Source organism: Ruegeria sp. CDSA077 (assembly GCF_059612265.1).
Map to the genome: position 1 here is coordinate 652,829 of NZ_JBXWQG010000001.1, position 23,446 is coordinate 676,274.

Sequence of the window (23,446 nt, forward strand, 5' to 3'; positions counted from 1 at the left end):
TACACTAATCGGGCCTTGCAAATCCCCAGGCGATAGTCCAAATAACGCCCGCACGGAGAGGTGGCCGAGTGGTCGAAGGCGCACGCCTGGAAAGTGTGTAGGCGGGAGACCGTCTCCAGGGTTCGAATCCCTGTCTCTCCGCCACAACACCAGCTCTTGTCTTGGACGCTTAGGTGTTTCACATCTCAGACATTGTTTTGGAGCCCGGAGCAAAAAAGGCTCGGTAAGCGTTTCACAAAACCCATGTTGAGCGAAATCATCCAATTTAGATGGCCCCGAATTACTGTTTCTTTCAGGCAAGGGAATTTCAGGATGCGAGGCAGTCAAAATGTTGGTTAGGGCCTATTCCTGTGTCGGTTGGGTAACTACAGGTGAAAACTCGGCGCCCGGCTTGTTCGCTGATGCGTGTGTTGAGATATCAATACATCTACAACGCCAAGTGAACGTTATTCCTTGGCTGGTCCGTTTTGCGATAGGTGCGCAGCAAAATTGCGCCCGGAGGTTAGATGTTACTGTCTGTCGTCATTCCATGCATGAACGAAGAGGAGTCGATCCCCATACTGGTGGAGCGCCTGATCGCTGCGACTGAACAGTGGAACGCCGAATCCGAGATTATTCTGGTGGATGATGGGTCTAATGACGAAACATGGCGCGCAATCTGTGCCCAAAGCGAGTTTCATCCGCGTATTCGCGGTTTGAAGCTATCGGGTAACCGCGGTCACCAGATCGCTCTGACAGCGGGGCTGAATGCAGCCCAAGGGCAGCGGATTTTCATGTTGGATGCCGATCTGCAAGACCCGCCGGAGCTTTTGTCGGACATGATGGCGATGATGGATCAGGGTTATGATGTGGTTTATGGGCGTCGGAGTGAGCGAAAAGGCGAAAGTTGGTTTAAGAAAGTAACAGCTCATGGTTTCTACCGCATATTGAACCGGCTTTCGGACGTACCCATTCCAAATGACACGGGCGATTTCCGGCTTGTCAGCCGTCGGGCACTGGATGCGGTTCTGAGTATGCCGGAACGCGCGCGGTTCATTCGGGGCATGTTCGCTTGGGTTGGTTTCCGTCAAATCGGGATCGAATACATCCGCGACCCACGGATCGCGGGCGAGACAAAATACCCGATGTCCAAGATGATCCGCTTTGCGCTTGATGCACTGGCAAGTTTTTCGATCAAACCGCTGCAGATCGCCACACGAATGGCCTTTCTGACACTGGTTATCGCCGCGCTGATGGCGGTTTACGTCTTTTGGTCCTTGATCCTTTACAACGCAGTTGCGGGTTGGGCGTCGACGGTTCTGGTGATCAGTTTCTTTTCGGGTATCCAGCTGTTGACGCTTGGAATCATGGGGGAATATCTCGGACGTCTGTATATCGAGGCCAAAAACCGACCACTCTATTTTGTAGATCAAGAGACCTCAGAGATTTCGGACACCATAGTAGAAGAGAAGACCGCGCAGAAATGAACGAACGGCGCCGCATAATCCGGTTTGCCATCGTGGGCTTAGGCGTGGCTGGTTACTACATGCTGGCTTATCTGGGCCTGTTGGGCGTGTTTCATTCGCCCTGGATCGCCAATGCATTGGCTTTTGGGTCCGCAATCCTGATCCAATATATTGGGCAAACAGTCTGGACCTTCGGGCAGGCGCTGGTGGTTCCTGCACAGTTTGGGCGGTTTCTTTGCATGGTCGGAATTGGGCTGCTGGTTTCAGCTGCGATTACCGGACTGGCCGGCCCTCGTTTTGGCCTGAGCGAAGTTGTCTCGGCCGCTGTCGTTGTAGTTGTTCTACCTGTGATCAACTTCGCGTTCCTACGGCTGTGGGTCTATAAACCGCAGAATTCAACCTAGAGATTGGCAATGTCGCATATCTATTCAAACGAGTTCTTTGACTATATTGACCAAGGCGCCCGGCGGTCCGCAAACAGGCTAATTGCTTGCCTTCTAGGAAAAATCTCTGCGGACAGTGTCGTGGACTTTGGCTGCGGGCGGGGTGTGTGGCTGTCGGAGTGGCAGGCCGCGGGTTGCAAGGATATTGCCGGTGTCGATGGCGACTATGTGGATCGTGACAAGCTTGCGATACCGGCTGAGGCGTTTATCGGTGCAGATCTGTCCAAACCGGTCGAGCTTGGACGCCAGTTTGATTTGGCTCAGTCGCTTGAGGTCGGTGAACACTTGCCGCATGACGCGTCGGCCAGCCTGGTTCAGAGCCTGACCACACATAGCGATCTGGTCCTGTTCTCAGCCGCCGTTCCGGGGCAGGGCGGCGAGTTTCACATAAATGAACAGCGCCTGTCCTTTTGGCAGGGTTTGTTCGCTGAACGGGGATACACGGCCTATGATTGTTTGCGGCCTGAGATGTTCGGGGATCAATCGATCGAACCCTGGTATCGGTATAATTCTGTCCTCTATGCGAACCAATCAGGGGCAGCCCGGCTGCCTCAGGACGTGCTGGATACCAAAGTCGCGCCCGGCGCGTTGAAAGAGGTCGGCAGTTTAGGCTGGACCCTACGCAAGCTGGTTGTGCGTGCCTTGCCCCGGTCGGCTGTCACCACGATCGCGCAGGTCCGGGCCTCTGTTATTGCAAGGTCATATGGCGACAAATCATGACGGAAAAAACATCTCGGCAGGAGTTTCTTTTTCTGTCCCTGCTTTGCACCGCTGCGTTGTTCCTGATCAACTGGCCACAGCTTTTCGACCCTTTCGTACGTCATGATGATTTCCCGGCGCTGCTGGGCTGGACCGAGATTGCCTACCACAAGGCCTTGGATGAAGGTCGTTGGTTGAACTACTGGTGGCAGTTCCGGCCATTTCTATGGCCCTCACAGATAAGCATGTATCTCTATAACATAGCCTGGGGCTTGTTCTCGGCTGCGGCGGCAGTCGCTATCATGGAGCGTTCGGACCCGATCTGGTATAAAGGCTATCTTGCGCTATTCATTGCGTTTTCGGTTCCAGCATTCCTGATTTCATACTGGTTCAACACGTTGCTGCCGGGGATCTGGGTTATCACCTTGTACAGCCTGGCAGTTCTGTTTCTTCCGCATCGTGTCTCGCTGGCCCTTTTGGTCTTGGCAGTGCCCTTATCCTTCATGGCCTACACGACCTATCCGTTCCTGTTGCTGACACTGATCCTGCTGTCAAACAAGGCACCAAAAACCTATACAAACGTCGCTGTTACGTTGATCATTTTCTTTGTCAGCTTGGTTCTGGCGCTCCTGTGTGTTTACACCCTGAACTACTTCTACCATGGCATATTCGGTATTCCGGTTGCTGAATGGCGTGGGCCGAACGAAGTAAATTCGGTCGATGACCTGCTGCTGAACCTTACCAAGGTCAAAGTATTCCTCCGATCCATCATCTATACGATGGGCGGAGGGACAATCAGCTATGGCTTGATGCTCTTGGCCCTATTTGCAGGCGCCTGGGGGTTCATGTTTACCCGAAGACGGATGTTTGCCGTCGCGATCCTGATGGCTGCACTTGCTGGTCTGGCACCGCTTATCCTCAAGGCGATGATGTCGGGGGTGCAGGTCCCGGTTCGGGCGTTGAACTGGCTTTGGATCTTGTTTGGGGTCGTGCTCACCACGTGTGGGGTTCAGTTTCTGCAGTCTTCAAAAAGATGGTTAAGTGTTTCGCGTATCTTGTTGATGTGCGTGTTGATGATCAATTTGATGCTCATTGGCAAAACATCGTTTATGTTCATCCCGCCTTGGCAAAAAGCAACGCGCGCATTGGCGCAAAGCCTGCCTGAACAGGTCGAAACCGTATATATCTATGGGCATTTTCTTGGCGTGAATGGCGCGGCAGACGCCAGAGTTCAATTCGAACGGGGGCTGCGGTTGCGGTTAAACTATCTGACCGGGGCCGAGATCATCATGTGCTGGAAGCAGCCCGATAGATGCGATGGGATTACACCTCCGTTCGATCCAGGCGACTGGGTCTCGACGCCTGTTGTCGCATCAACTGGTGACCAGGCCTTTATCCTTTTGCCGCGTCCCAATCTGGGGCCCTGATCAAAAGGTGAGTTGTAACAGGTTTGAGAAAATTCTATGAATGCGCCCACTTGGGCTGTCCGGCATTCAAGGACACAGACCCCAACCCCTGTTGGAACACCCGGACATGATTGACCTGAGCGACCACAAACCCCTGCGAAAAAGTCGCAACTATCTGATTTTTCAGCACCCCGAGGTCGAAGGGGCGCTGCTGAAAGTGCGGGTGGACGAACCTGTGCGTAGCCATTTTTTGCCGCGTTATGCCGAATGGCGCTATGGCAATCTGCGCCAATGGAACCGCGAAGCAAACGAATATCTGGCGGCGCTCAACCGTGGATGCCCCGAGATCGAGAGGTTGGCGCAATTCATGGGATATGCGCCAACATCAGCGGGCCCGGCGATAGTGGTGGAAAAACTGACCGGCCCGGACGGAGATCTTGCGCCAACCCTGCATTCGGAACGCGTCGCGCTGGCCAAGGATCACGCCGGACGTGAACGTCTTCATGCTGAATTGATGGAACTGTTTGACGATCTCGAAAGCGGCCGGATCATTGTGGGTGACATGGGGTTCGAAAACATCGTTCGTGCGCAGGAAAGAGGCGGCAAGCTGACCGTGATTGACGGCGTTGGCGAGAGGGTTCTTTTTCCGCTGTCACTGGTCAGCGAAACAGCGTTTCGCAAGTCAATCGACCGTCGGCGACAGAGGATGTCGAGTGGCTTTGGTTTAATGAAGACCTGACCACTAAACTGCTACGCGCAAGGGAAACGCGCGTTCGACCTCTTTTGCTATCTCCGCAATCAGCGCTTTTGTCACGGCGTTGCGGTTGTTCATCTGAACCCGCGCGACATAGGCAAGCTCTGGAGGGGTAGGGAAGACATCGTTGATGACTTCCATGTCAGGTGTAATGTGCATCCCGTTCAATAGCGCTATGCCCAGCCCTGATCGAACAGCCGACTGGATTCCTGCTGCACTTGGACATTCCAGGATATTGTCAAAACGGTTGTCCCGCTGCTGACTGTCTTCCATTCCCCACCTTCGGTAGAAACACTGTGTGTCAAAGGACAGAAACGGAACCGGTTCTGACAGATTCAGACGATAGTCGGGTGATTTGACCCAATGAAGGGAATCCTGAAACAGGATCAGATCTTCGGGCTGCACGTCGTTGCGAAATATCTGAATCACCGCCAAGTCTAATTCACCGGCCTTCAACCAATCCTGAACATTCAGGCTTTGACCAGTGCGGGTTCGTACGCGAACATCGGGGTACAGCCGCGTGAAACGTCCAAGAATTTGGGCGATCCCGCTGGTTGTCGCATCCTCGGTCATGCCAAGCCGCAAGTGGCCGGTGAGCGGCCTGTTACCAAGTGAGGCCACCGCTTCGTCATGCAGAGTGGTAATTCGACGGGCGTATTCACAAAGACGCAGCCCGTCTTCGGTGAACAAGGGGGCACCTTTGCGGCGAGTCAGCAGTTTGCAATTCAGTGCGCGCTCTAAACGGCCAATCTTATGGCTGACTGCCGATTGCGAAAGCGCCAGATGTCGGGCCGCACGGGTCACACCACCATAGGTCGCGATTGCGAGCAGCGCGCGCAAGGCGTCTATTTCCAAACGTTCGTTCATGAAATCCCATGACAGATTTTGATCATTGAATGATAATCATTCATTTGCGGCAAAGGCAAATGTCAGATTAGGTATCGCGAACACAATGTACGCGGAGCTTCGAAATGAACAATCTATACCCGGAGGATATCACAGACTTCGAACATCAGTCGGAATGCAAATCTGGCCCGCTGACGCAGTCTTCTTCTTTCGGCAAAGGTAAGTGTAATTGATGACGGAAGACAGAATAGCTAACCGCCGCCTGACAACATTGTTTGAGATCACCGGATCGGTTCTGGCTATGGCTTATGCCTTGCTGATTGCTTCGAATATTGGCGCTGAGATTCTTGGATTCTCCCTACTGTTGGTGTCGTCGGCACTGTTTGCCGCATGGGCATTGATTGATCGGCGCTGGACGTTTTTGCTGTTGCAGGCGTTCTACGCGACCTCTGCCATTATTGGACTGATCCGTTGGGCATAAACTTGGTGTAGGGTTGCCGCCAGGAACTTGTTAGGACGGATCTATGACGGATCAGGACAGAATCGATATCGGCTTTCTGCTGTTTGATGGCTTTCCGATGGCTTGTTTGACATCGGTGATTGAACCCATGCGGGCGGCCAATGAAATCGCGGGTCATCAAGCGTTTAGATGGTCGCTGGTTTCTGAACGTGGCCAAAAGGTTCAGTCAAGCGCAGGGGTTGGGTTCGAAGCAGATCGCGCGTTGGCGGACTGCAGGAATATCGACATTCTATTCCTGCTCAGCAGCCCGTCTTCGGTCTTTGACAACGCTGTTAGCGGCAATGCCTTGCTGCGTGGTCTTGGGAGGCACGGAACAGTTCTGGGCGGGATCAGCGGTGGCGTATTCCCTCTTGTGCGATCCGGTGCAATGGCAGGTCAGCCGGTCTCGGTCCACTGGTGCTATGAGGCGGCATTTGAGGCCGAGTTTCCCGATATGGACGCCCGGAGCGAAGTGATCGTGCGCACCGTGACGCGCTATACCGCCGCCGGTGCAGCTGCAGGGTTCGACCTGGCACTGCATTTGGTTCACGATCGCTTGGGCGGTGACATTGCGCATGAGGTTGCGTGCTGGTTTCAACATCCGATGATGCGCGGTGCGGCAGTGCGTCAGCAGGTGCCCAATGCGACAGCGCCGAAAACGGGAGACCGCCTTCCACCGCTTGTTTCACGCAGCGTTGAAATGTTTGCCGCCAATTTAGGTCAAGCGATCTCGATTGCTGAAGTTGCGAAACAAATGGGCGTCACACCTCGTCAGATCGAGCGGGCATTCAAACAGGCAACCGGACACAGCCCCAGCCATTATTACCGCGCAATGCGGATGAAAGCGGCGCGTCAGATGGTGGTTTATACCAAAGACCCCATTTCCCAGATCGCGGCCGCTGTCGGCTATGGATCTGTTGCGCCCTTGGTAACACATTACCGGTCGGCTTTTGGCCTGAGCCCCAGCGAGGACAGGCGCCGCATCAACCGTTTCCGGGTTGAGGATAACGCCCCTTTGCCCTCGGTCTAGGCGCTGACTAAAGCGCCGATCGCATCGCCGTCAGGATCGCATGGTGCAGAGATTTGGCGGACGAGCGCGGACCGTACAGGCTGTAGTGATCCGAACCACGACACAGCACGAAACAGCCAATATGGTGGATCGAGCTGCGCGCCGCCGTTCCCTTAGTCAATATGCGCAGATCCAACTGGCACAAAAGCTCCAGCACTGCTTGAATGTTCGCACCAGCCAAGTCGAAACGCACCCAGGCATCGGTCTGTTCCGTGACAGAGGCCGCAGACCCAATGGCAGATTTTACTTGCGTAGCAAGGTCCTCGTGCGTGTCATGCGGTGCTTCAACCATCCATTGCTCCGGCCCCGCCCAAAAGGCGGTGATTGCGGTTCCTTCAAACCTCTGGACCTTTGGTGCCTCAGCGCAAATCAGTTTCTTCAATGCGGCTTTGGCCGCTGTTTCCTGACCGAGCCGCGCCGCGACTGATGCCAACGCCACGCCCGGTATCTCGGAACAGGTGACAGGCCCAACCGTGTCTACCCGAGGGTCAGCCGCGCCGAGGGCGGTTATCGCAACCAGATTATCCACGCAGACGTTCTCCTTCCGGGTCAACGAAATGGGCCGAGACAATTTCCACCTCGACCGTCAGGTCCGTCAGCGGAGAGACAAGGCGCATTTTCTCGCCCAGCCTGTCGCCGCCGTTTTTCAACAATCCCAGCCCGATATTGCTGCTCAGAATGGGTGAGTAGACGGCTGAGGTGACATAGCCCTGATCATGGGCTGCATCGACCGGGCCGTCAGTGTTCATCAGGTGGCCACCGGCGGTTACCTTGTTTTCAGGCTCCAACGGTTTGATCCCCACCAGCATCAGTGCATCGGGTTGGTTCAGTCCCTCGCGTTCCGACAGGGTTGATCCGATGCTGTCCTTCTTTTTGGACACCATGCGGCCCATTCCCAGGCTCAGGGCGGTTGTGGTGCCGTTCAACTCGCTGCCTGCAGCATGGCCTTTTTCGACCCGCATGACGCCCAGTGCTTCGGTGCCATAGGGGACAACGTCGAACTCTTCGCCCTCGGTCATCAGCCGCCGCATCAGCGCGTCGCCATAGCGAGAGGGAACCGCGATTTCGAATGCCAACTCGCCAGAGAACGAAATCCGGAACAGCCGCGCCCGATGGCCGCCACACACGGTGATGGTGCCGCAGGCCATGAAAGGGAAGCCCTCATTCGAGATGTCGAATTCCGGGTCGACGATCTTTTGCAACAGCTTGCGCGAATTGGGCCCGGCGACCGCATATTGCGCCCATCCCTCGGTGGTGGAAATCAACTGCACGTCCATGTCCGGGCACAGGCACTGGCGCACGAACTCCATGTGGCGATAGACCAATACGGCATTTGCGGTCGTTGTGGTTACGACGAAATGATCCTCGGCCAGTCGCGCGGCGGTGCCGTCATCCATGGCTATGCCATCTTCGCGCAGCATCAGGCCATAGCGGGTTTTGCCGACTGCCAGCTTGGCGAAAGCATTGGCATAGACGCGGTTCAGGAACGCTGCCGCATCGGTGCCCTGGACGTCGATTTTGCCCAATGTCGTGCAGTCGCACACCCCGACCGAGGCACGCGTCTGACGCACTTCACGGTCCACGCTCTCGCGCCAATGGGTCTCGCCGGGCAGGGGGAACCACTGCGCACGAAGCCAGTTTCCAACCTCGACAAACACCGCGCCGCGTTCTTCGGCCCAGTGATGTGAGGGCGTCAGGCGCGTAGGGTGGAACTCTTTGCCCTTCATCCGGCCTGCGAAAGTAGCAATCGGGACGGGGGTATAGGGCGGGCGGAAGATGGTGGTACCGGTCTCGGGGATCGACTTACCGGCCAGCTCGGCCATGATCGCCAGCCCGCCGATATTCGAGGTCTTGCCCTGGTCCGTGGCCATGCCCAGCGTGGTATAGCGTTTCAGATGCTCGACCGAACGGAAGCCCTCCTGATAGCTGAGACGGACATCCTTGACCGTCACATCGTTCTGTTGGTCAAGCCAGGCGCGTTTGCAGCCCTGGACGTACCAGAATGGTGTCTGCGCGATGGGCGCGTCCTCGGCCTCGGGCAGATCGGGTTTGGCACTGGTCAGGTCCAAAGCGGCGATTGCGGCCTCGGCGCCAGAGCGCAGCGCGCCGTGGGTCGACATATCGCCGTTTGCCGCGCCGGCAACGGACATGCCCACCGGCAGGTCCGCGCCGGGAACAAAGGCGGCCAGCGTCTCATCCCAGGTGGGGCGGCCCCGCTGATGACAGGTCATGTGGACATTCGGGTTCCACCCACCAGAAACGCCCAAGGCACCACATTCCAATGTCCGGGTTGAGCCATCGGGCAGGGCGACTTCGACAAAACTCAGCCCCAGACGGCCCTTGGTATTTGTGACCTGAGCGCCCTGTAGAACTTCGTATTCGTGGCTGATTGGCGCGTCCTTGCGTACATCGATCACCGCGGTGATTTTCACACCTTTGGCGTGCAGATCAGCTGCGGTGCGGTGACCGTCATCATTGTTGGTAAAGACCGCGACGCGCTGCGATACCGCTGCTCCAAACCGGTTGGCATAGGTCCGCAGGGCGCTGGCTGTCATGATGCCGGGGCGATCATTGTTCTCGAATGCGATTGGCCGCTCGGTCGCGCCTGCGCACAGCAGCGCCTTTTGGGTATAGATGCGCCACAGGACTTGCCGGGGTTTGCCTGCGGGCAGGCTGGGCAGATGATCGCCCGTACGCTCGACCGCGCCATAGATGCCGTGGTCAAACGCGCCAATCACTGTGGTGCGCGGCATCAAGCGAACATTTGGCAGCGCGGACAGTTCGGCCACAGCCTGCGCCGCCCAGTCAGACGCCGCAGCATCGTCAATGATGAGTGTTTCGCTGTTCAGGCGACCGCCAAGGGCGAAATCCTCATCCGCCAGAATGACATCCGAGCCCGCACGACCCGCGGTCAATGCCGCCATAAGACCGGCTGGTCCGGCACCAATGATCAGCAGATCGCAATGGCGAAAACCCTTGTCGTATTCGTCCGGGTCCTCTTGCATCGAAAGCGATCCAAGGCCGGCTGCGCGACGGATGATCGGCTCGTACAGCTTTTCCCAGAAGGCTGCAGGCCACATGAACGTCTTGTAGTAAAAACCCGCAGACAGGAAGTTGGAAAACATATCATTCACGGCCAGCGCGTCGAATTTCAGGCTGGGCCAGCGGTTCTGTGATCGCGCCTCAAGCCCCTCGAACATCTCGATGGTTGTTGCGCGGGTATTGGGCTCTTTGCGGGCACCCGAGCGTAGTTCGACCAGGCCGTTCGGCTCTTCGGATCCTGCGGTCAGCAATCCGCGCGGACGGTGGTATTTGAAAGACCGCCCGATCAGACGCACATCATTGGCCAGCAGGGCAGATGCCAAAGTGTCGCCGGGATGGGCGGTATAGCTGCGCCCGTCAAAGCGGAAGTTCAGCGTTGTATTGCGGTCGATCTGTCCGCCATTCAGCCGGTTCACCTGCGTCATTTGGAGCGCCCCCGTTCGCGGGCCACATCGCGGGCCAGTTCCACCTTTGAAATCTCGTGGGTCAGCGTGTTGCGCGTGACTACCAGCCAGGATCGGTCACCTGTTTCGTGGTACCAAAGTTCACGGTGCTCGCCTGCCGGGTTGTCACGCAGATAGGCATAGTCGTGAAAGACCTCGGCGGCATTTTCCGCCTGCCAATCGGGGCGGTCAATCAGCGCGGCGTCGCCCAGATAGGTGAATTCCGATGCGTCGCGAGGCCCAAGAAGGGGGTGGTTGATTATCATGTCTGCTGTCCCCTTTAATGCAGGTTGGGCTGATTGCCCGCGCCTTTTTCGTCGATCATCCGGCCGGTGCGGAACCGGTCCAACCGATAGGCCGTTGCGACAGGGTGCGGTTCGTCCTTCGCAAGCAGATGTGCAAAGCAATAGCCCGAAGCCGGAGTTGCCTTGAACCCGCCATAGCACCAGCCCCCGTTGAAATAGAGGCCCTCGACCGGCGTTTGGTCAATGATCGGAGAGCCATCCATCGACATGTCCATCACGCCACCCCACATCCGCAGCAACCGGGCGCGTCCGATCATCGGCATCAATGCCATGCCACCTTCGCAAACATCCTCGACCACGGGCAAGTTGCCGCGTTGGGCATAGGTGTTATAGCCGTCAAGATCGCCACCAAACACCAGCCCGCCCTTGTCGGACTGACTGACATAAAAATGCCCCGCTCCATAGGTGATGACACTGGGCAGGACAGGCTTTAGCCCCTCAGATACAAAGGCTTGTAGAACGTGGCTTTCGATAGGCAGGCGCAGTCCGGCCATCCCCATAACGCGCCCCGAACTGCCCGCAACTGCGCATCCGACTTTGGAGGCGCCGATAAAGCCCTTAGTCGTTTCGACCCCAAGACATTTGCCATCTTCGATCCGCAGCCCGGTAACTTCACAGTTCTGGATAATATCGACGCCATGCAGGTCGGCTGACCGGGCATAGCCCCAGGCCACTGCATCATGGCGCACGGTGCCGCCGCGCCGTTGAACAAGGCCGCCCTTGATCGGAAAGCGAGCGTCGTCGAAATTCAGATAAGGGTGTTCGCGCCGCACCTGATCTGCGTCCAGCAATTCGGCATCGGCCCCGTTCAGGATCATCGCATTGCCACGTCGCGTATAGGCGTCACGCTGTCCGTCTGTATGGAACAGATTGACGATACCGCGCTGACTGACCATTGCGTTATAGTTCAGGTCCTGCTCGAGCCCTTCCCACAGCTTCAGCGAGAACTCATAGAACGGCTCATTCCCATCCAGCAGGTAGTTCGAGCGAATGATCGTTGTGTTTCGGCCCACATTTCCGCCACCGATCCAGCCTTTCTCGATTACGGCAACATTTCGTTGGCCGTAGATTTTGGAAAGGTAATGCGCGGTTGCCAGACCATGCCCGCCGCCGCCGATTACGATGATGTCGTAATGGGCCTTAGGTTCAGGTTCACGCCAGACCGGCTTCCACCCTTTGTGGCCGGTTAGCGCCTCTTTGATAACTCGAAAGCCGGAATATCTCATGAATCGGACCTTTTCTTCCAAACTTCATTATTTTCGGGCGCGGCGATATCCCCATATGCGACATGGGTGTGTCTGAATCAGACCCTCAGGCACAAGAAATAAGGCCGGAAAACCAATCGGTGAAATCCGATACCTCGGCTGAGTTGCGAAGGACGGATAAAAAATAGCCCTCACTGGCGGGTGCGGAATCTTTGCTGGCAAGGCGGACTTTGCCCGATTTCAGGGCTTGCTCTGCGATGATAGAATTCACCAGCGCAACACCGCTGCCTGAAACAGCAAGTTGCAGGGCGAGGCCATAGGAATCCACAAAATATGATGGCTTGCGCAGTTTCTGGCCGGTGATTTCACCCCATGACGCCCAACTGTCCGATGTGCCAACGGATTCGATCAGGGGCAGTTCAAGCCAATTGCCGCTTAGATTCGGCGACACCACCGGGACAAGGCGATTGGGATTCAACGGTTTCGCATTTTTCCCGACTTGTTTTTCTGAACCAAAGCGTACCTCAATATCGGCGCGCGATGCTGCGTATTCGTCAGGCCAGATCGTGCTGACAAATCGGAGTGAGGTTTCCGGGTGCTGGGCCTGAAATTCGGGTAATGCCGGCGAGATGACCCATTCGATGATGCTGATAGAGGCAGCCACCGTGATATGGCGAGCTTTTTCTTCGGCCAAATAGGGTGAGGCTGCGGAGTGCAGCATATCCAAGGCTGCCTCGACCTGTGGCAGCAGCTTCCGCCCTTCATCCGTCAAAGAAAGACCGCGCGCGTGGCGGTGGAACAGAACGACGCCCAGACGGGTTTCCAAGGCTTTGATTTGTTGGCTGACTGCGGATTGCGTCAACCCGATTTCATCCGCTGCAGCAGTTGAACTAAGCCGCCGCGCGGCTGCTTCGAACGACCGGAACCACGTCAGGGGAGGGAGTGTTTTTGCCATCGGTAACCGACCTATTAGTGTTGTTAATACCTAAGGCTCAAGTTCTTTCGTTTGTCAAAAGATGTTTCTAACGGTGATATTTCCTCAAGCAGATTTGGGGAGACGGCAGTGCAGCCAAATATCAGAAAAATAGTGACTTTCGACGAAGAGGTTCTGGTTGAAGGATTTCGGGCAGCGGAACGCCCGTGGCGCATGTTTGCCGTTGCGGCGGTTGTGTCGAACCCCTGGGCTGGTCGGTATGTCGAGGATCTGAGACCGGAAATTCTGGCCTATGGGCCTGTGCTGGGGCAAATGTTGACTGACCGAATGGTCACGCTTGCAGGTGGCGGCGAGGTGATCGAAGCCTATGGCAAAGCGGCGGTTGTAGGGCTGGATGGCGAGGTCGAACATGCCTCGGGCCTGATCCACACGCTGCATTTCGGGAATTACTATCGTCAAGCGGTTGGGGCCAAGTCCTATCTGTCCTTCACCAATACCCGCGGTCCGGCGAACACTCCGATCATGGTGCCCATGATGGACAAGAATGATGCCGGGCGTAGATCGCATTATCTGACGCTGCAGTTTGCAATCCCCGACGCACCGCGCGCGGATGAAATTGTGGTCGTGCTGGGTGGTGCAACCTCGGGCCGTCCCCATCATCGGATCGGCGACCGTTATCAGGATCTCAAGGATTTGGGCCATGACGTGGACAACCCGGCCTCGGTCTGAACTCAGCACCCTGGCGGTGATTGATCAGGGCGAAGGGCCATTGGTCATTCTGCTGCATGGGGTTGGCCTGCGGGCCGAGGCGTGGGGTGCGCAGATCGACGCTCTGGTCGCGGCGGGGTATCGTGTCTTGTGCCCGGATATGTCAGGACATGGTCAGTCGAGCTTTGATCATCCGACTGGCTTGGAGGCATACGTGCACCGCACGGCGTCCGTGCTAACAGAGCCCGCTGTCTTGATCGGCCATTCAATGGGCGCCCTGATAGCGCTCCGACTGGCGACGGATGTGCCAGATAGCGTTCTTGGCGTTGCGGCATTGAATGCGATCCATCGGCGTCCGGCTGCCGCGCGCAAGGCCGTCGTCGCACGTGCCTCGGCCTTGGACGTATCGGGGCCAAATGATCCCACTGTCACGTTGCAACGTTGGTTTGGCGAAGCCTCGTCCGCCGAGCGACTGGCCTGCATGCGCTGGCTGACCGAGGTTGATACGGCGGCCTACAAATCCGCGTATACCGCTTTTGCCGAAACGGACGGTCCTTCCGATGATGAACTGGCCCGTATCGCTTGTCCCACCTTGTTCATGACCGGCGCGGATGAGCCGAATTCGACGCCTGAAATGTCTCGGGACATGGCGCGTTTGGCTCCCTCGGGACAAGCGGTAATCATCGCAGGTGCCGCACATATGTTGCCGATGACTCATCCCGCCGAAGTAAACGCGCAGCTGTTGGAATTTGTAAGGGATTGCCAGCCGTGACCAGCATAGACCCGCGCGCATTGCGCGACGCCTTTGGCAGCTTTATGACCGGTGTGACCGTGGTGACGGCACGGGATCCGCAGGGCGCGCCAGTTGGGTTCACCGCAAACTCGTTTTCGTCGGTGTCGCTTGATCCGCCATTGCTGTTGGTGTGTCCGGGGAAATTCCTGTCCAGCCACGATATATTCGCCAACTGCACGCAGTTTGCGGTGAATATCCTCGCAGATGGGCAGCAAGAGATTTCGAACACTTTTGCCGGGTATAAAGGGGATCGGTTTGCGAGGGTCGCGCACAGCAACGGTCTTTATGATCTGCCCCTGATCGACGGGGCGCTGGCGCAGTTTTGCTGCAAAACCCATCAGGTCCTTCCGGCCGGAGATCACACCGTATTGATCGGTGAGGTGGCCGAATTCTCGCGTTCGACCGGGCAGGGACTTGGATATGTTGGCGGGTCGTATTTCAGCCTTGGACTTGAGAGGGAAGTGGACGCCATGGTGCCCACGATCTGCGGCGCGATCATCCGCAAGGATGACAGTGTTTTGCTTGAGCAGAGAAACGGAGCTTATCGTCCCATTCAAATCGCCGGAGTCGAGCGGGGTGGACAGCGAAACCGGTTGACCCAGGGCCTGTCCGAACGCGGGCTAAAGGTGCAGGTCGAACAGGTCTATTCCTCATTCGATGATGCCGAAACCAAGCAACATTATACCTATTTTCTGGCCAGCTGTTCCCGACCAACGCCGCTTGAGGGCGCCGAATGGATCAAAACGGATGATCTTCCGACCCTGAAATACGTGTCCGGCGGTGTCCGCCACATGATGACCCGCTATGCGATGGAAGCCAAAGAGGGGGATTTCGCTCTCTACCTCGGTGACGCCTCGCAGGGTGACATTCACAGTTTACGATAAAGGAGCAGGTCTATGGAATTCTCCCTGTTTGCCCATATGGAACGTCTGTCGCCTGACCAGCCACATGACGTTTTGTATGATGAATTCGTCAGCCTGGTGAAAATGGCGGACGAGGGCGGGATGCGCGCCGTCTGGACCGGTGAGCATCACGGGATGGAGTTCACCATCGCGCCGAACCCCTTTATCTCGCTGGTCGATCTGGCCCATCACACCCGGAATGTACGGTTGGGGACGGGTACGGTTGTCGCTCCGTTCTGGCATCCGATCAAATTGGCCGGAGAGGCAGCCGCGGCAGATCAGATTACCAAAGGCCGGATCGAACTGGGGATCGCACGCGGCGCATATTCATACGAATATGAGCGCCTGATGCCGGGGATGGATGCCTGGGAAGCAGGCCAACGGATGCGCGAAGCCACCCCTCTGCTTCCGAAAATCTGGCAGGGCGATTGCGCGCATGAGGGAGAGTTCTATTCCTTCCCGGCCACCACATCTGCGCCGAAACCCTATCAAGAAGACGGCCCGCCAATCTGGATCGCAGCGCGGGACCCAAACAGCCATGAATTCGGCGTTCATAACGGGTTCAACATTCAGGTCACCCCGCTGTGGCAGGGCATGGAAGAGATCGAAACGCTGATAGAGCGGTTCAACGCAGCCTGCGACAGCCATAGCGGCGCGCGCCCCAAAATCATGCTGTTGCATCACACATATGTCGGCAAGGACGCAGATGATGTTGCACAAGGCGTTCAGGAATTGCGTCGGTATTATAACTATTTCGGTGCCTGGTTCATGAACAAACGTCCAGTCGAGCAGGGATTGATCCAACGGATCACCCCGGACGAGATGGATGCCAACCAGATGTACACAAGTGATAAGCTGGCGCGTGATTTGACAGTTGGAACAGCGCAGCAGGTTATCGACCGGATCAAACGCTATGAAGATCTGGGCTATGATGAGTTTTCGTTCTGGGTCGACAGTGGGATGACGAACGACCGCAAACGCGCCTCTCTGGCGCGGTTCATCGACGACGTCATGCCAGCCTTTCAGTGAGGAATATTATGGGAAACCTACCGCATTTTCAGCTTTTCATTGATGGGGCCTGGACCGAGGGGGCGACGTCTCAGGTCATGACATCTGTCAACCCCGCGACCGGTCAGGTCTGGGCGACCTTTTCCTGCGCAGCATCCGAGGATGTGGACAGGGCAGTCGCCGCCGCCAAGCGGGCGCTTGATGATCCACAATGGCGCGACATGACGGCCACCGCGCGCGGCAAGCTTTTGTATCGTCTGGCCGATCTGGTTGCCGAACACGCCGCGCGGCTTGGGGAATTTGAGACAACCGACAGCGGTAAACTGCTGGCAGAAACCTCGGCGCAAACGGGGTATGTCGCAGATTATTACCGCTATTTCGCGGGGCTTGCGGATAAGGTTGAAGGGACGGTTCTGCCCATCGACAAGCCGGATATGCATGTGTTTACCACGCGCGAACCTATCGGTGTTGTCGCGGCGATTGTGCCGTGGAATGCGCAAATGTTCCTGACGGCGACCAAACTGGGCCCGGCGCTTGCAGCTGGCTGTACCGTCGTGTTGAAGGCATCCGAAATCGCACCCGCCCCGATGCTGGAATTCGCGCGTTTGATCGAACAGGCCGGATTCCCTGCGGGGGTCGTCTCGGTTATCACCGGGGATGCGGAAAACTGCGCAATTCCACTGACCCGCCATCCCGATCTGGATCGCATCGCCTTTACCGGAGGCCCCGAGACTGCGCGCCATGTGGTCAGAAACTCTGCCGAAAACTTCGCCGTCACTTCGCTGGAGCTTGGTGGCAAATCGCCGATACTTGTTTTTGAAGACGCGGATCTGGATGGGGCCGCAAATGGCCTGATCGCCGGAAACTTTGGCGCGTCGGGGCAAAGTTGCGTTGCGGGCACGCGCGGGCTGGTGCAGCGATCCGTTCTGCAAGATCTGATCGGCCGCATCAAAGAAAAGGCGGGTGCAATCGTTTTGGGTGACCCGCTGGAGGCCGGTACCCATGTCGGACCGCTATGTACCATGGCGCAAGTGAACAAGATCGAAGAGACCCTGGCCAAGTCAGCGGAGCAGGGGGCCGTGGTCCATTTCGGCGGGCAACCTGCGGATCGGCCCGGCAATTACATGAACCCAACACTGGTCGAGTGCATATCGCCCGAGACCGAGACGTTGAAAGTTGAGATGTTTGGCCCGGTTATGTCTCTGCTGCCCTTCGAAACCGAAGAAGAGGCCATCGCATTGGCCAACAGCACAGTCTTTGGGTTGGGTTCAGGTGTGTTCACGCAGAACCTGGCGCGGGCGCATCGGGTGTCCAAGCGGATCAAGTCTGGGATTTGTTGGGTTAATACCTATCGCGCGATCTCTCCTATCGCGCCGTTTGGCGGATTCAATCAATCAGGGTATGGCCGTGAAGCCGGGGTTGAGGCGATCCTGGATTACACCCGGACCAAGACCACCTGGATCAGCACCTCGCAAGAGCCGATGGCGAACCCGTTTGTGATGCGCTAGGTCTGTTGTCAGACAGATATCGGAGCGCGGTCATGAAATTGAAACATCCGAATTTTGAACCTCCGGCAGACGCAAATGACCGGAGGGCGATCGCTCCGGTCATTTGCTATCCGCCCGAAACGATACCGCAACCTGATCTGGCTGCGTTGACCGACCTGAGGCAGCGCGCGGTGAAAACCGCCGAAGTCATAGCAGCCCCGCGTGATGCGGCCTGTATTGAAGTGCCCGCGGGGGCCTTTATTCGGGTGGTGTCGGTCGATGGCGCGCAGGTCGGTGATCTGAACATGTGGTACAAGCACGACCTGACCGAACGGTTCTATTCCGGCAAAACCCGCGCGCTGCATGGCACGCATCTGTCGACCGGGGATCGGATGTGGTCAAGTTTTCCGAATATGCGGCCCATGGCGACCATCGTTACGGATACTCTGGATTGGTATGGGTTCGATGCATTCGGCGGATCGGTGCATGACGTGATCGGGACCCGCTGTGACCCCTATACCGGGCGATTGCTGTCTGGCGATGACTACCATTATTGCTGCCATTCCAACCTGACACGGGCATTGGCCAGCCATTGTGGCCTGCCGCTGCATGAGGCCGAAATGCACGTCCACGACGTGTTGAACGTCTTCATGTGCACCGGATTTACGCAGGACACAGGCCAATACTTCATGAAGGCAAGCCCGGTGCGTCCGGGTGATTATCTGGAATTCTACGCTGAGATTGACCTGATCGTCGGCCTTTCAGCTTGTCCCGGGGGCGATTGCTCGTCCGAGCATTCCTCGGACGCAGCCGCCTGTTATCCATTGGTTATGGAAGCCTATGACCCCGGTGAAGACATCCGAAACGCGCATATTCAGCCCAAGCGATCTGCTTATGATCGCACCCATGGAGCAGGTTAAGAGGTTAGGCGTTGCCCAAGCCGGTCCAGCATCCGACAGCATAGGTCGAGCTGTTCGATCTCGACGTACTCATCTGCTTTATGGGCCTGTGTGATCGAGCCGGGACCGCAGACAATCGCGTGGGTGCCAAGCTGCTGAAACAGGCCAGCTTCAGTGGCGAATGACACAACACCTGTTCCGTTCGCCCCGGTCAGCTCGGCAACCAGTTTGCGGGCGGCGTTTTCTTCCATGGGCTCAAGGCCTGCAACCTCGGCCGTGATATCCTGCGTGATGTTGGCTTCACTATGGACGGCCTGCATTTCGGGCAGCAGGCTGTGCGTCACATAGTCAGTCAGGGTTTGCTTGACGAAATCCGCATCGCTGGCCTGAACCGGGCGCATTTCCCAGCCGACATCGGCTTTGCTGGCAATGACGTTATGGGCGACGCCGCTATTGAAGAACCCCACGTTTATAGTGGTCCAGGGTGGCTCGAAGGGGCTGCTTGTTGGCGCGCGGGATTTCAATATCTGGCGCAGTTCCAGAAGTTTTCCTACATAGCGTGCCGCGTATTCCGCAGCATTAACCCCATCATCCGGGGCCGAGCTGTGTCCTTCGAGCCCGACAAATCGTGTCGTGTATTCATAGCACCCCTTATGCCCTTCGATCAGGCACATTTCGGTGGGCTCACCGATTATTGCGATATCTGGCACTATTCCTCGTTCGGAAAGATCGTTCACCATGTTCTGCGCGCCCAAACATCCGGTTTCTTCATCATAGGTGAAGGCAAAGTGCAGCGGTTGGGTCAGTTTTCTGGCATCCAGCGTTTCGGCAAGTGCAAGTGCGGCGGCGATGAAGCCCTTCATGTCACAGGTGCCACGTCCGTAAAGCCTGCCATCTTTCTCGGTCATCAAAAACGGGTCTGATGTCCAGTTCTGATCCGCGACGGGAACTACGTCCGTGTGGCCGGATAACAGGATGCCGCCGGGAATGTCTGGGCCTAAGGAAGCAAATACATTGGCCTTGGTGCCAGTATCATTTCGGGTTTCGATGCAGCGTGCACCCAAGGCCTGCAACCTGTCCCTTAGATAGCTGATGATCTGAAGATTGCTGTCTGCAGATACCGTTTCAAACGCGATCAGATCGGCGAGGATATCTTGGGTTCTTTGCAGGGTCATGGCTTTACAAACAGCTTTCTTGGGCGGTTACAGAAACATTCGGCAGGACCGGTATCGGTGATCAGGATCGACACGGTGATCTCTAACCCCCAGTCATTCAACCAGAGGCCAGGCATAAAGTGAAACGTCTTGCCAGGTTCCAGGATTGTCTCATCCTCGGGACGCAGAGATACCGTGCGCTCACCCCAGTCCGGGAGATAGCTCAGACCTACTGGATAGCCGCAGCACGCGCGGCTTTCAATGTGGACGTATCTGACAATCAGGCATCCACACTGTACGTCGTTCCCCATTCGTATCCTGATTGCGTCCCCACTAGATCGGGTCTGCGTCATGAAAGACCAAAACGCCTTGATGGACGTAGAACGACCACCCCTCGTATCCGGTTAGCCACGTCATGTTCGAAGGATCTTCGAAGAACAGCGCGTCCAGCCCGACCTCGGTCACGGCTTTTCGTGTTTTGGACAGCCGACGGTCAAATTCCCCCCGCATGAATGCCGGATTCACTTGGCTCATCGGATCCTCGTGTCGTGATTAGAGACGTGTTGACAGAACTTTACGAATCCGATCACGTCAATGGACAACTCAGGAAGGAAATACTGTTGAAACTCAGTTCAAACCCGCACCGCGGCAAGGAAAAATTGATTCCTAATGCTCCATTTCCTTCGATAAACGCGGCTCGCGTAGCTGATTTGTTAACAGTTTGCCCTGCAGCAGCGGAAACCAATCTGGTTGAAGCCAAGGATTTGGCCAATGTCGCCGATCTATGGGTCAAAGATGAGCGTGGGCGCATGAACCTCGGGTCATTCAAGGCTTTGGGGGCTGCCTATGTCATCGCCCGTCACGCTGCTGATCTGGCGCAGACACCGGATAAGTCTACTTTACGCGGGAAAACCTATGTCACCGCTAGCGCGGGTAACCACGGGATGAGTGTAGCAGCAGGTGCACGGATATTTGGGGCTGATGCAGTGGTCTATATCGCCGAAACCGTACCTGAAAGTTTCGCGGAACGCCTTCGTGCGCAAAAAGCCAGGGTCGTTCGTCAAGGCACGGATTATGCCGCCAGTATGGAGGCTGCTAGCAAAGCGGCGCAGGCTAACGGTTGGACATTGCTATCTGACAGTTCGTGGGACGGGTATTACGAGCTGCCGCACACCCTGATGGAGGGATATCTGCAGATGGCTGCAGAAGCGGTGCGCCAATGCCCAAATGCGCCCACGCATATCATTTTGCAGGCCGGAGTAGGTGGGCTGGCAGGGGCGGTTGCAGCTTATGCGCGCCATGCCTGGGGGGATGGACCCAAGATCATTGTCGTGGAACCCGAAGCGGCCCCTGCGTTGCAAGCCAGTATCGAAGCAGGTACCTGCGTCTTTGCGGATGGGCCTGACAGCATCATGGGGCGGCTGGACTGTAAAGAACCCTCGCTGATCGCGCTGAATGGTCTGGCGCGGGATGCAGACTGTTTTCTGACGCTCTCGGATGATGACGTGGTGCGGTATTTACCGGCCATGGCAGAGGCTGGGTTGGCGACAACTGCTTCGGGCGGGGCAGGCGTCGCAGCAGCGATGAATGCAGATGTCTGCGAGGCCCTGAACATTGGGAGCGATGCCCAAGTTCTGTGCATTTTATCCGAAGTGCCGGATTGAAGAAGGTCAAGAAACATCTGAATCCTGCCCCGGAATAAGCGCAGGAAGCCGCAAGTTAAGAGGGTGCAACTGCCCCCAAAGGCAGAATCCGATTGCGCCTGAAAACGGGAGGTGCGCAAATCCGCACCTCCGCCCTATCAAAATGAGATTTATTGCCCCCCACAGCGCGGTTTTTAGATTGGATTGCGCCAGATAATTTTGGCGTTTTCCGATCGGTCTAGGAATTTCGACATGCAAATCTCTCAGCAACTCAGTATCGATGTCGAGGTCTGAGCTGTGAGATGTGGTGGTTTAGGTTGTGGTTATAACCCATTCAAAATATTATAATAATTTTATGGATTAGGAAATTGAATGGAGGCGAATGATGCAAATTAATTACGCCATTCAAGGCCTTGCGTTGCGGGCGAGATATCGAAATATCAGTTGAGCAGAAGTGAATTTCAGGGTTCTTTGTCGCCTAGCTGTAACATTTATGGTTGCGTGGTTGGTCCCCCATGTCCTTAAATAGGGTGGACTGGTCTTTGAGATCCGGATGAACCGGGCAAGCAAAGACCGCACAGGGGAGCCAAGTTGGTAATGTCAAATGACGCAGCGTTCGTCGAATTTCAGCGTGTTCAAAAATCTTATGACGGCGAGATACTCGTCGTAAAAGACCTTAATCTCTCGATGCCAAAGGGTGAGTTTCTAACTATGCTCGGCCCCTCGGGGTCAGGCAAGACAACTTGCCTAATGATGTTGGCCGGATTTGAAACCGCTACTCATGGCGAAATCATGTTGGACGGACGCCCGATCAACAACATTCCACCACATAAGCGCGGGATTGGCATGGTGTTCCAAAACTATGCATTGTTCCCGCATATGACTGTGGCTGAAAACCTTTCGTTCCCGCTTGAAGTGCGCAACATCGGCAAAAGCGATCGGGAAGAAAAAGTGAAGCGTGCGCTGGATATGGTCCAGATGGGCGCCTTTGGCAGCCGCCGTCCGGCGCAACTGTCCGGCGGTCAGCAGCAGCGGATTGCCTTGGCCCGTGCCTTGGTGTTCGAGCCTGAGCTGGTCTTGATGGACGAGCCACTGGGCGCGTTGGACAAGCAGCTGCGCGAACATATGCAGTTCGAGATTACCCGTCTGGCGCATGAGTTGGGGATCACGACGGTCTACGTCACCCACGACCAGACCGAAGCGCTGACGATGTCGGATCGCGTGGCCGTGTTCGACGACGGACGCATCCAGCAGCTTGCGCCGCCGGATCTGCTCTATGAAGAGCCCGAAAATAGCTTTGTTGCCCAGTTCATTGGTGAAAACAACACCTTGGAAGGCGTTGTTAAGTCAATCGACGGCGACTCGTGCGTGGTTGCACTGGATGATGGATCAGAAATCGACGCCAAACCGGTCAATGTCACTGCAGCCGGTGAACGGACCAAGGTTTCAATCCGTCCCGAGCGGGTCGAATTCAACAAAGATCGCCTGCATGCTGATGCGCATACGCTCAAGGCGACTGTCAAAGAATTCATCTATATGGGTGATGTCTTCCGGTTCCGCCTGTCCGTGGCGGGTAATGAAGACTTTATCATCAAGACCCGAAACGCCCCTGACGCGATTCGGTTGTCGCCCGGCCAGGAAGTTGAAATCGGTTGGTTGGCCCATGATTGCCGGGCACTTGACGCCTGATGCAGAACGTCCCCTGGTGGATCGCTGGGGGTAAATGGCGGCCGGGTTGCCCCGTGATCCGGTCTGTTCAGAA

At 56.4% G+C, this 23,446-nt stretch carries 23 protein-coding genes, 1 tRNA gene and 1 pseudogene; 16 read left to right on the forward strand and 9 right to left on the reverse strand.

The window, feature by feature from the left end; all coding sequences use genetic code 11:
* Window positions 1–54: 54 nt before the first annotated feature.
* The 6 genes from AC2FLE_RS03270 to AC2FLE_RS03295 all read left to right on the forward strand — a co-directional run bounded on the left by AC2FLE_RS03270 (window position 55) and on the right by AC2FLE_RS03295 (window position 4,732).
* Window positions 55–144: transfer RNA gene (locus tag AC2FLE_RS03270), tRNA-Ser, on the forward strand.
* Between the two features lie 362 nt (window positions 145–506).
* The gene (locus AC2FLE_RS03275) at window positions 507–1,466 is read left to right on the forward strand and encodes a glycosyltransferase family 2 protein (protein ID WP_496695214.1); all 960 of its coding nucleotides are present in this window, start codon (window positions 507–509) and stop codon (window positions 1,464–1,466) included.
* Complete coding sequence (locus tag AC2FLE_RS03280; protein WP_496695215.1) at window positions 1,463–1,849, forward strand: GtrA family protein; 387 nt, start codon at window positions 1,463–1,465, stop codon at window positions 1,847–1,849. Before AC2FLE_RS03275 ends, AC2FLE_RS03280 begins: the two co-directional genes overlap by 4 nt.
* A 9-nt stretch (window positions 1,850–1,858) precedes the next feature.
* Window positions 1,859–2,608, forward strand: a complete 750-nt coding sequence (locus AC2FLE_RS03285; RefSeq protein ID WP_496695217.1) for a methyltransferase domain-containing protein — start codon at window positions 1,859–1,861, stop codon at window positions 2,606–2,608.
* The gene (locus tag AC2FLE_RS03290; protein ID WP_496695219.1) at window positions 2,605–4,014 is read left to right on the forward strand and encodes a hypothetical protein; all 1,410 of its coding nucleotides are present in this window, start codon (window positions 2,605–2,607) and stop codon (window positions 4,012–4,014) included. The genes AC2FLE_RS03285 and AC2FLE_RS03290 overlap by 4 nt, the downstream gene beginning before the upstream one ends.
* 40 nt (window positions 4,015–4,054) lie before the next feature.
* Window positions 4,055–4,732: a YrbL family protein gene (locus tag AC2FLE_RS03295; protein WP_496695220.1), complete on the forward strand. Its 678-nt coding sequence runs from the start codon at window positions 4,055–4,057 to the stop codon at window positions 4,730–4,732.
* A gap of 3 nt (window positions 4,733–4,735) precedes the next feature.
* Here AC2FLE_RS03295 and AC2FLE_RS03300 read toward each other — a convergent pair whose 3' ends face one another.
* Entirely contained in the window at window positions 4,736–5,614 is an 879-nt protein-coding gene (locus AC2FLE_RS03300; RefSeq protein WP_496695222.1) for a LysR family transcriptional regulator, read from the reverse strand.
* A gap of 211 nt (window positions 5,615–5,825) precedes the next feature.
* On the opposite strand from AC2FLE_RS03300, the gene AC2FLE_RS03305 reads away from it, so the two are divergent.
* Together AC2FLE_RS03305 and AC2FLE_RS03310 are read left to right on the forward strand one after the other, a co-directional pair.
* Entirely contained in the window at window positions 5,826–6,074 is a 249-nt protein-coding gene (locus AC2FLE_RS03305) for a hypothetical protein (RefSeq protein WP_496695224.1), read from the forward strand.
* Between the two features lie 43 nt (window positions 6,075–6,117).
* Complete coding sequence (locus AC2FLE_RS03310; protein WP_496695225.1) at window positions 6,118–7,122, forward strand: GlxA family transcriptional regulator; 1,005 nt, start codon at window positions 6,118–6,120, stop codon at window positions 7,120–7,122.
* A 7-nt stretch (window positions 7,123–7,129) separates the two neighbouring features.
* Here the strand turns inward: AC2FLE_RS03310 and AC2FLE_RS03315 are convergent, their stop codons facing one another.
* The 5 genes from AC2FLE_RS03315 to AC2FLE_RS03335 all read right to left on the reverse strand — a co-directional run bounded on the left by AC2FLE_RS03315 (window position 7,130) and on the right by AC2FLE_RS03335 (window position 13,111).
* The gene (locus AC2FLE_RS03315; RefSeq protein WP_496695227.1) at window positions 7,130–7,690 is read right to left on the reverse strand and encodes a sarcosine oxidase subunit gamma; all 561 of its coding nucleotides are present in this window, start codon (window positions 7,688–7,690) and stop codon (window positions 7,130–7,132) included.
* Entirely contained in the window at window positions 7,683–10,628 is a 2,946-nt protein-coding gene (locus tag AC2FLE_RS03320; RefSeq protein ID WP_496695229.1) for a sarcosine oxidase subunit alpha family protein, read from the reverse strand. Before AC2FLE_RS03320 ends, AC2FLE_RS03315 begins: the two co-directional genes overlap by 8 nt.
* Window positions 10,625–10,912, reverse strand: a complete 288-nt coding sequence (locus AC2FLE_RS03325) for a sarcosine oxidase subunit delta (RefSeq protein ID WP_496690657.1) — start codon at window positions 10,910–10,912, stop codon at window positions 10,625–10,627. Before AC2FLE_RS03325 ends, AC2FLE_RS03320 begins: the two co-directional genes overlap by 4 nt.
* Before the next feature lie 14 nt (window positions 10,913–10,926).
* Complete coding sequence (locus AC2FLE_RS03330; protein ID WP_496695231.1) at window positions 10,927–12,177, reverse strand: sarcosine oxidase subunit beta family protein; 1,251 nt, start codon at window positions 12,175–12,177, stop codon at window positions 10,927–10,929.
* An 85-nt stretch (window positions 12,178–12,262) separates the two neighbouring features.
* On the reverse strand, window positions 12,263–13,111 hold the full coding sequence (locus tag AC2FLE_RS03335; RefSeq protein WP_496695233.1) for a LysR family transcriptional regulator: 849 nt from the start codon (window positions 13,109–13,111) through the stop codon (window positions 12,263–12,265).
* Window positions 13,112–13,219: 108 nt separating this feature from the next.
* On the opposite strand from AC2FLE_RS03335, the gene AC2FLE_RS03340 reads away from it, so the two are divergent.
* From AC2FLE_RS03340 to AC2FLE_RS03365, 6 genes are read left to right on the forward strand one after another with little or no spacing between them, the layout of a single operon-like run.
* Window positions 13,220–13,819 (forward strand): amino acid synthesis family protein, encoded by a 600-nt coding sequence (locus tag AC2FLE_RS03340; RefSeq protein WP_142634190.1) that lies wholly within the window; start codon window positions 13,220–13,222, stop codon window positions 13,817–13,819.
* The gene (locus AC2FLE_RS03345; protein WP_496695235.1) at window positions 13,791–14,570 is read left to right on the forward strand and encodes an alpha/beta fold hydrolase; all 780 of its coding nucleotides are present in this window, start codon (window positions 13,791–13,793) and stop codon (window positions 14,568–14,570) included. Before AC2FLE_RS03340 ends, AC2FLE_RS03345 begins: the two co-directional genes overlap by 29 nt.
* The gene (locus AC2FLE_RS03350) at window positions 14,567–15,475 is read left to right on the forward strand and encodes a flavin reductase family protein (RefSeq protein ID WP_496695237.1); all 909 of its coding nucleotides are present in this window, start codon (window positions 14,567–14,569) and stop codon (window positions 15,473–15,475) included. The genes AC2FLE_RS03345 and AC2FLE_RS03350 overlap by 4 nt, the downstream gene beginning before the upstream one ends.
* Window positions 15,476–15,487: 12 nt before the next feature.
* Window positions 15,488–16,522 (forward strand): LLM class flavin-dependent oxidoreductase, encoded by a 1,035-nt coding sequence (locus AC2FLE_RS03355; RefSeq protein WP_496695239.1) that lies wholly within the window; start codon window positions 15,488–15,490, stop codon window positions 16,520–16,522.
* An 8-nt stretch (window positions 16,523–16,530) separates the two neighbouring features.
* Window positions 16,531–18,009 carry an aldehyde dehydrogenase gene (locus AC2FLE_RS03360; protein WP_496695241.1) on the forward strand — a complete coding sequence of 493 codons (1,479 nt, stop codon included), beginning with the start codon at window positions 16,531–16,533 and terminating at the stop codon, window positions 18,007–18,009.
* 32 nt (window positions 18,010–18,041) lie between these two features.
* A complete protein-coding gene (locus AC2FLE_RS03365; RefSeq protein WP_496695243.1) occupies window positions 18,042–18,908 on the forward strand; it encodes an urea carboxylase-associated family protein in 867 nt (288 codons plus the stop codon).
* Here AC2FLE_RS03365 and argE read toward each other — a convergent pair.
* From argE to AC2FLE_RS03380, 3 genes and pseudogenes are all read right to left on the reverse strand, one after another.
* Window positions 18,905–20,062, reverse strand: coding sequence for an acetylornithine deacetylase (gene argE / locus AC2FLE_RS03370; RefSeq protein ID WP_496695245.1), 1,158 nt, complete (start codon window positions 20,060–20,062; stop codon window positions 18,905–18,907). The genes AC2FLE_RS03365 and argE overlap by 4 nt on opposite strands.
* A pseudogene (locus AC2FLE_RS03375) lies at window positions 20,059–20,304 on the reverse strand (ectoine hydrolase DoeA); the annotation flags it as partial. The pseudogene AC2FLE_RS03375 and the gene argE, both read right to left, overlap by 4 nt.
* A 70-nt stretch (window positions 20,305–20,374) precedes the next feature.
* Window positions 20,375–20,575: an aminopeptidase P family N-terminal domain-containing protein gene (locus AC2FLE_RS03380; protein ID WP_465160558.1), complete on the reverse strand. Its 201-nt coding sequence runs from the start codon at window positions 20,573–20,575 to the stop codon at window positions 20,375–20,377.
* An 86-nt stretch (window positions 20,576–20,661) separates the two neighbouring features.
* Here AC2FLE_RS03380 and AC2FLE_RS03385 point away from each other — a divergent pair, with 86 nt between their 5' ends.
* Both AC2FLE_RS03385 and AC2FLE_RS03390 read left to right on the forward strand, forming a co-directional pair.
* Entirely contained in the window at window positions 20,662–21,705 is a 1,044-nt protein-coding gene (locus tag AC2FLE_RS03385; RefSeq protein ID WP_496695247.1) for a pyridoxal-phosphate dependent enzyme, read from the forward strand.
* A 576-nt stretch (window positions 21,706–22,281) separates the two neighbouring features.
* Entirely contained in the window at window positions 22,282–23,373 is a 1,092-nt protein-coding gene (locus AC2FLE_RS03390; protein WP_496690647.1) for an ABC transporter ATP-binding protein, read from the forward strand.
* Window positions 23,374–23,446: the final 73 nt, after the last annotated feature.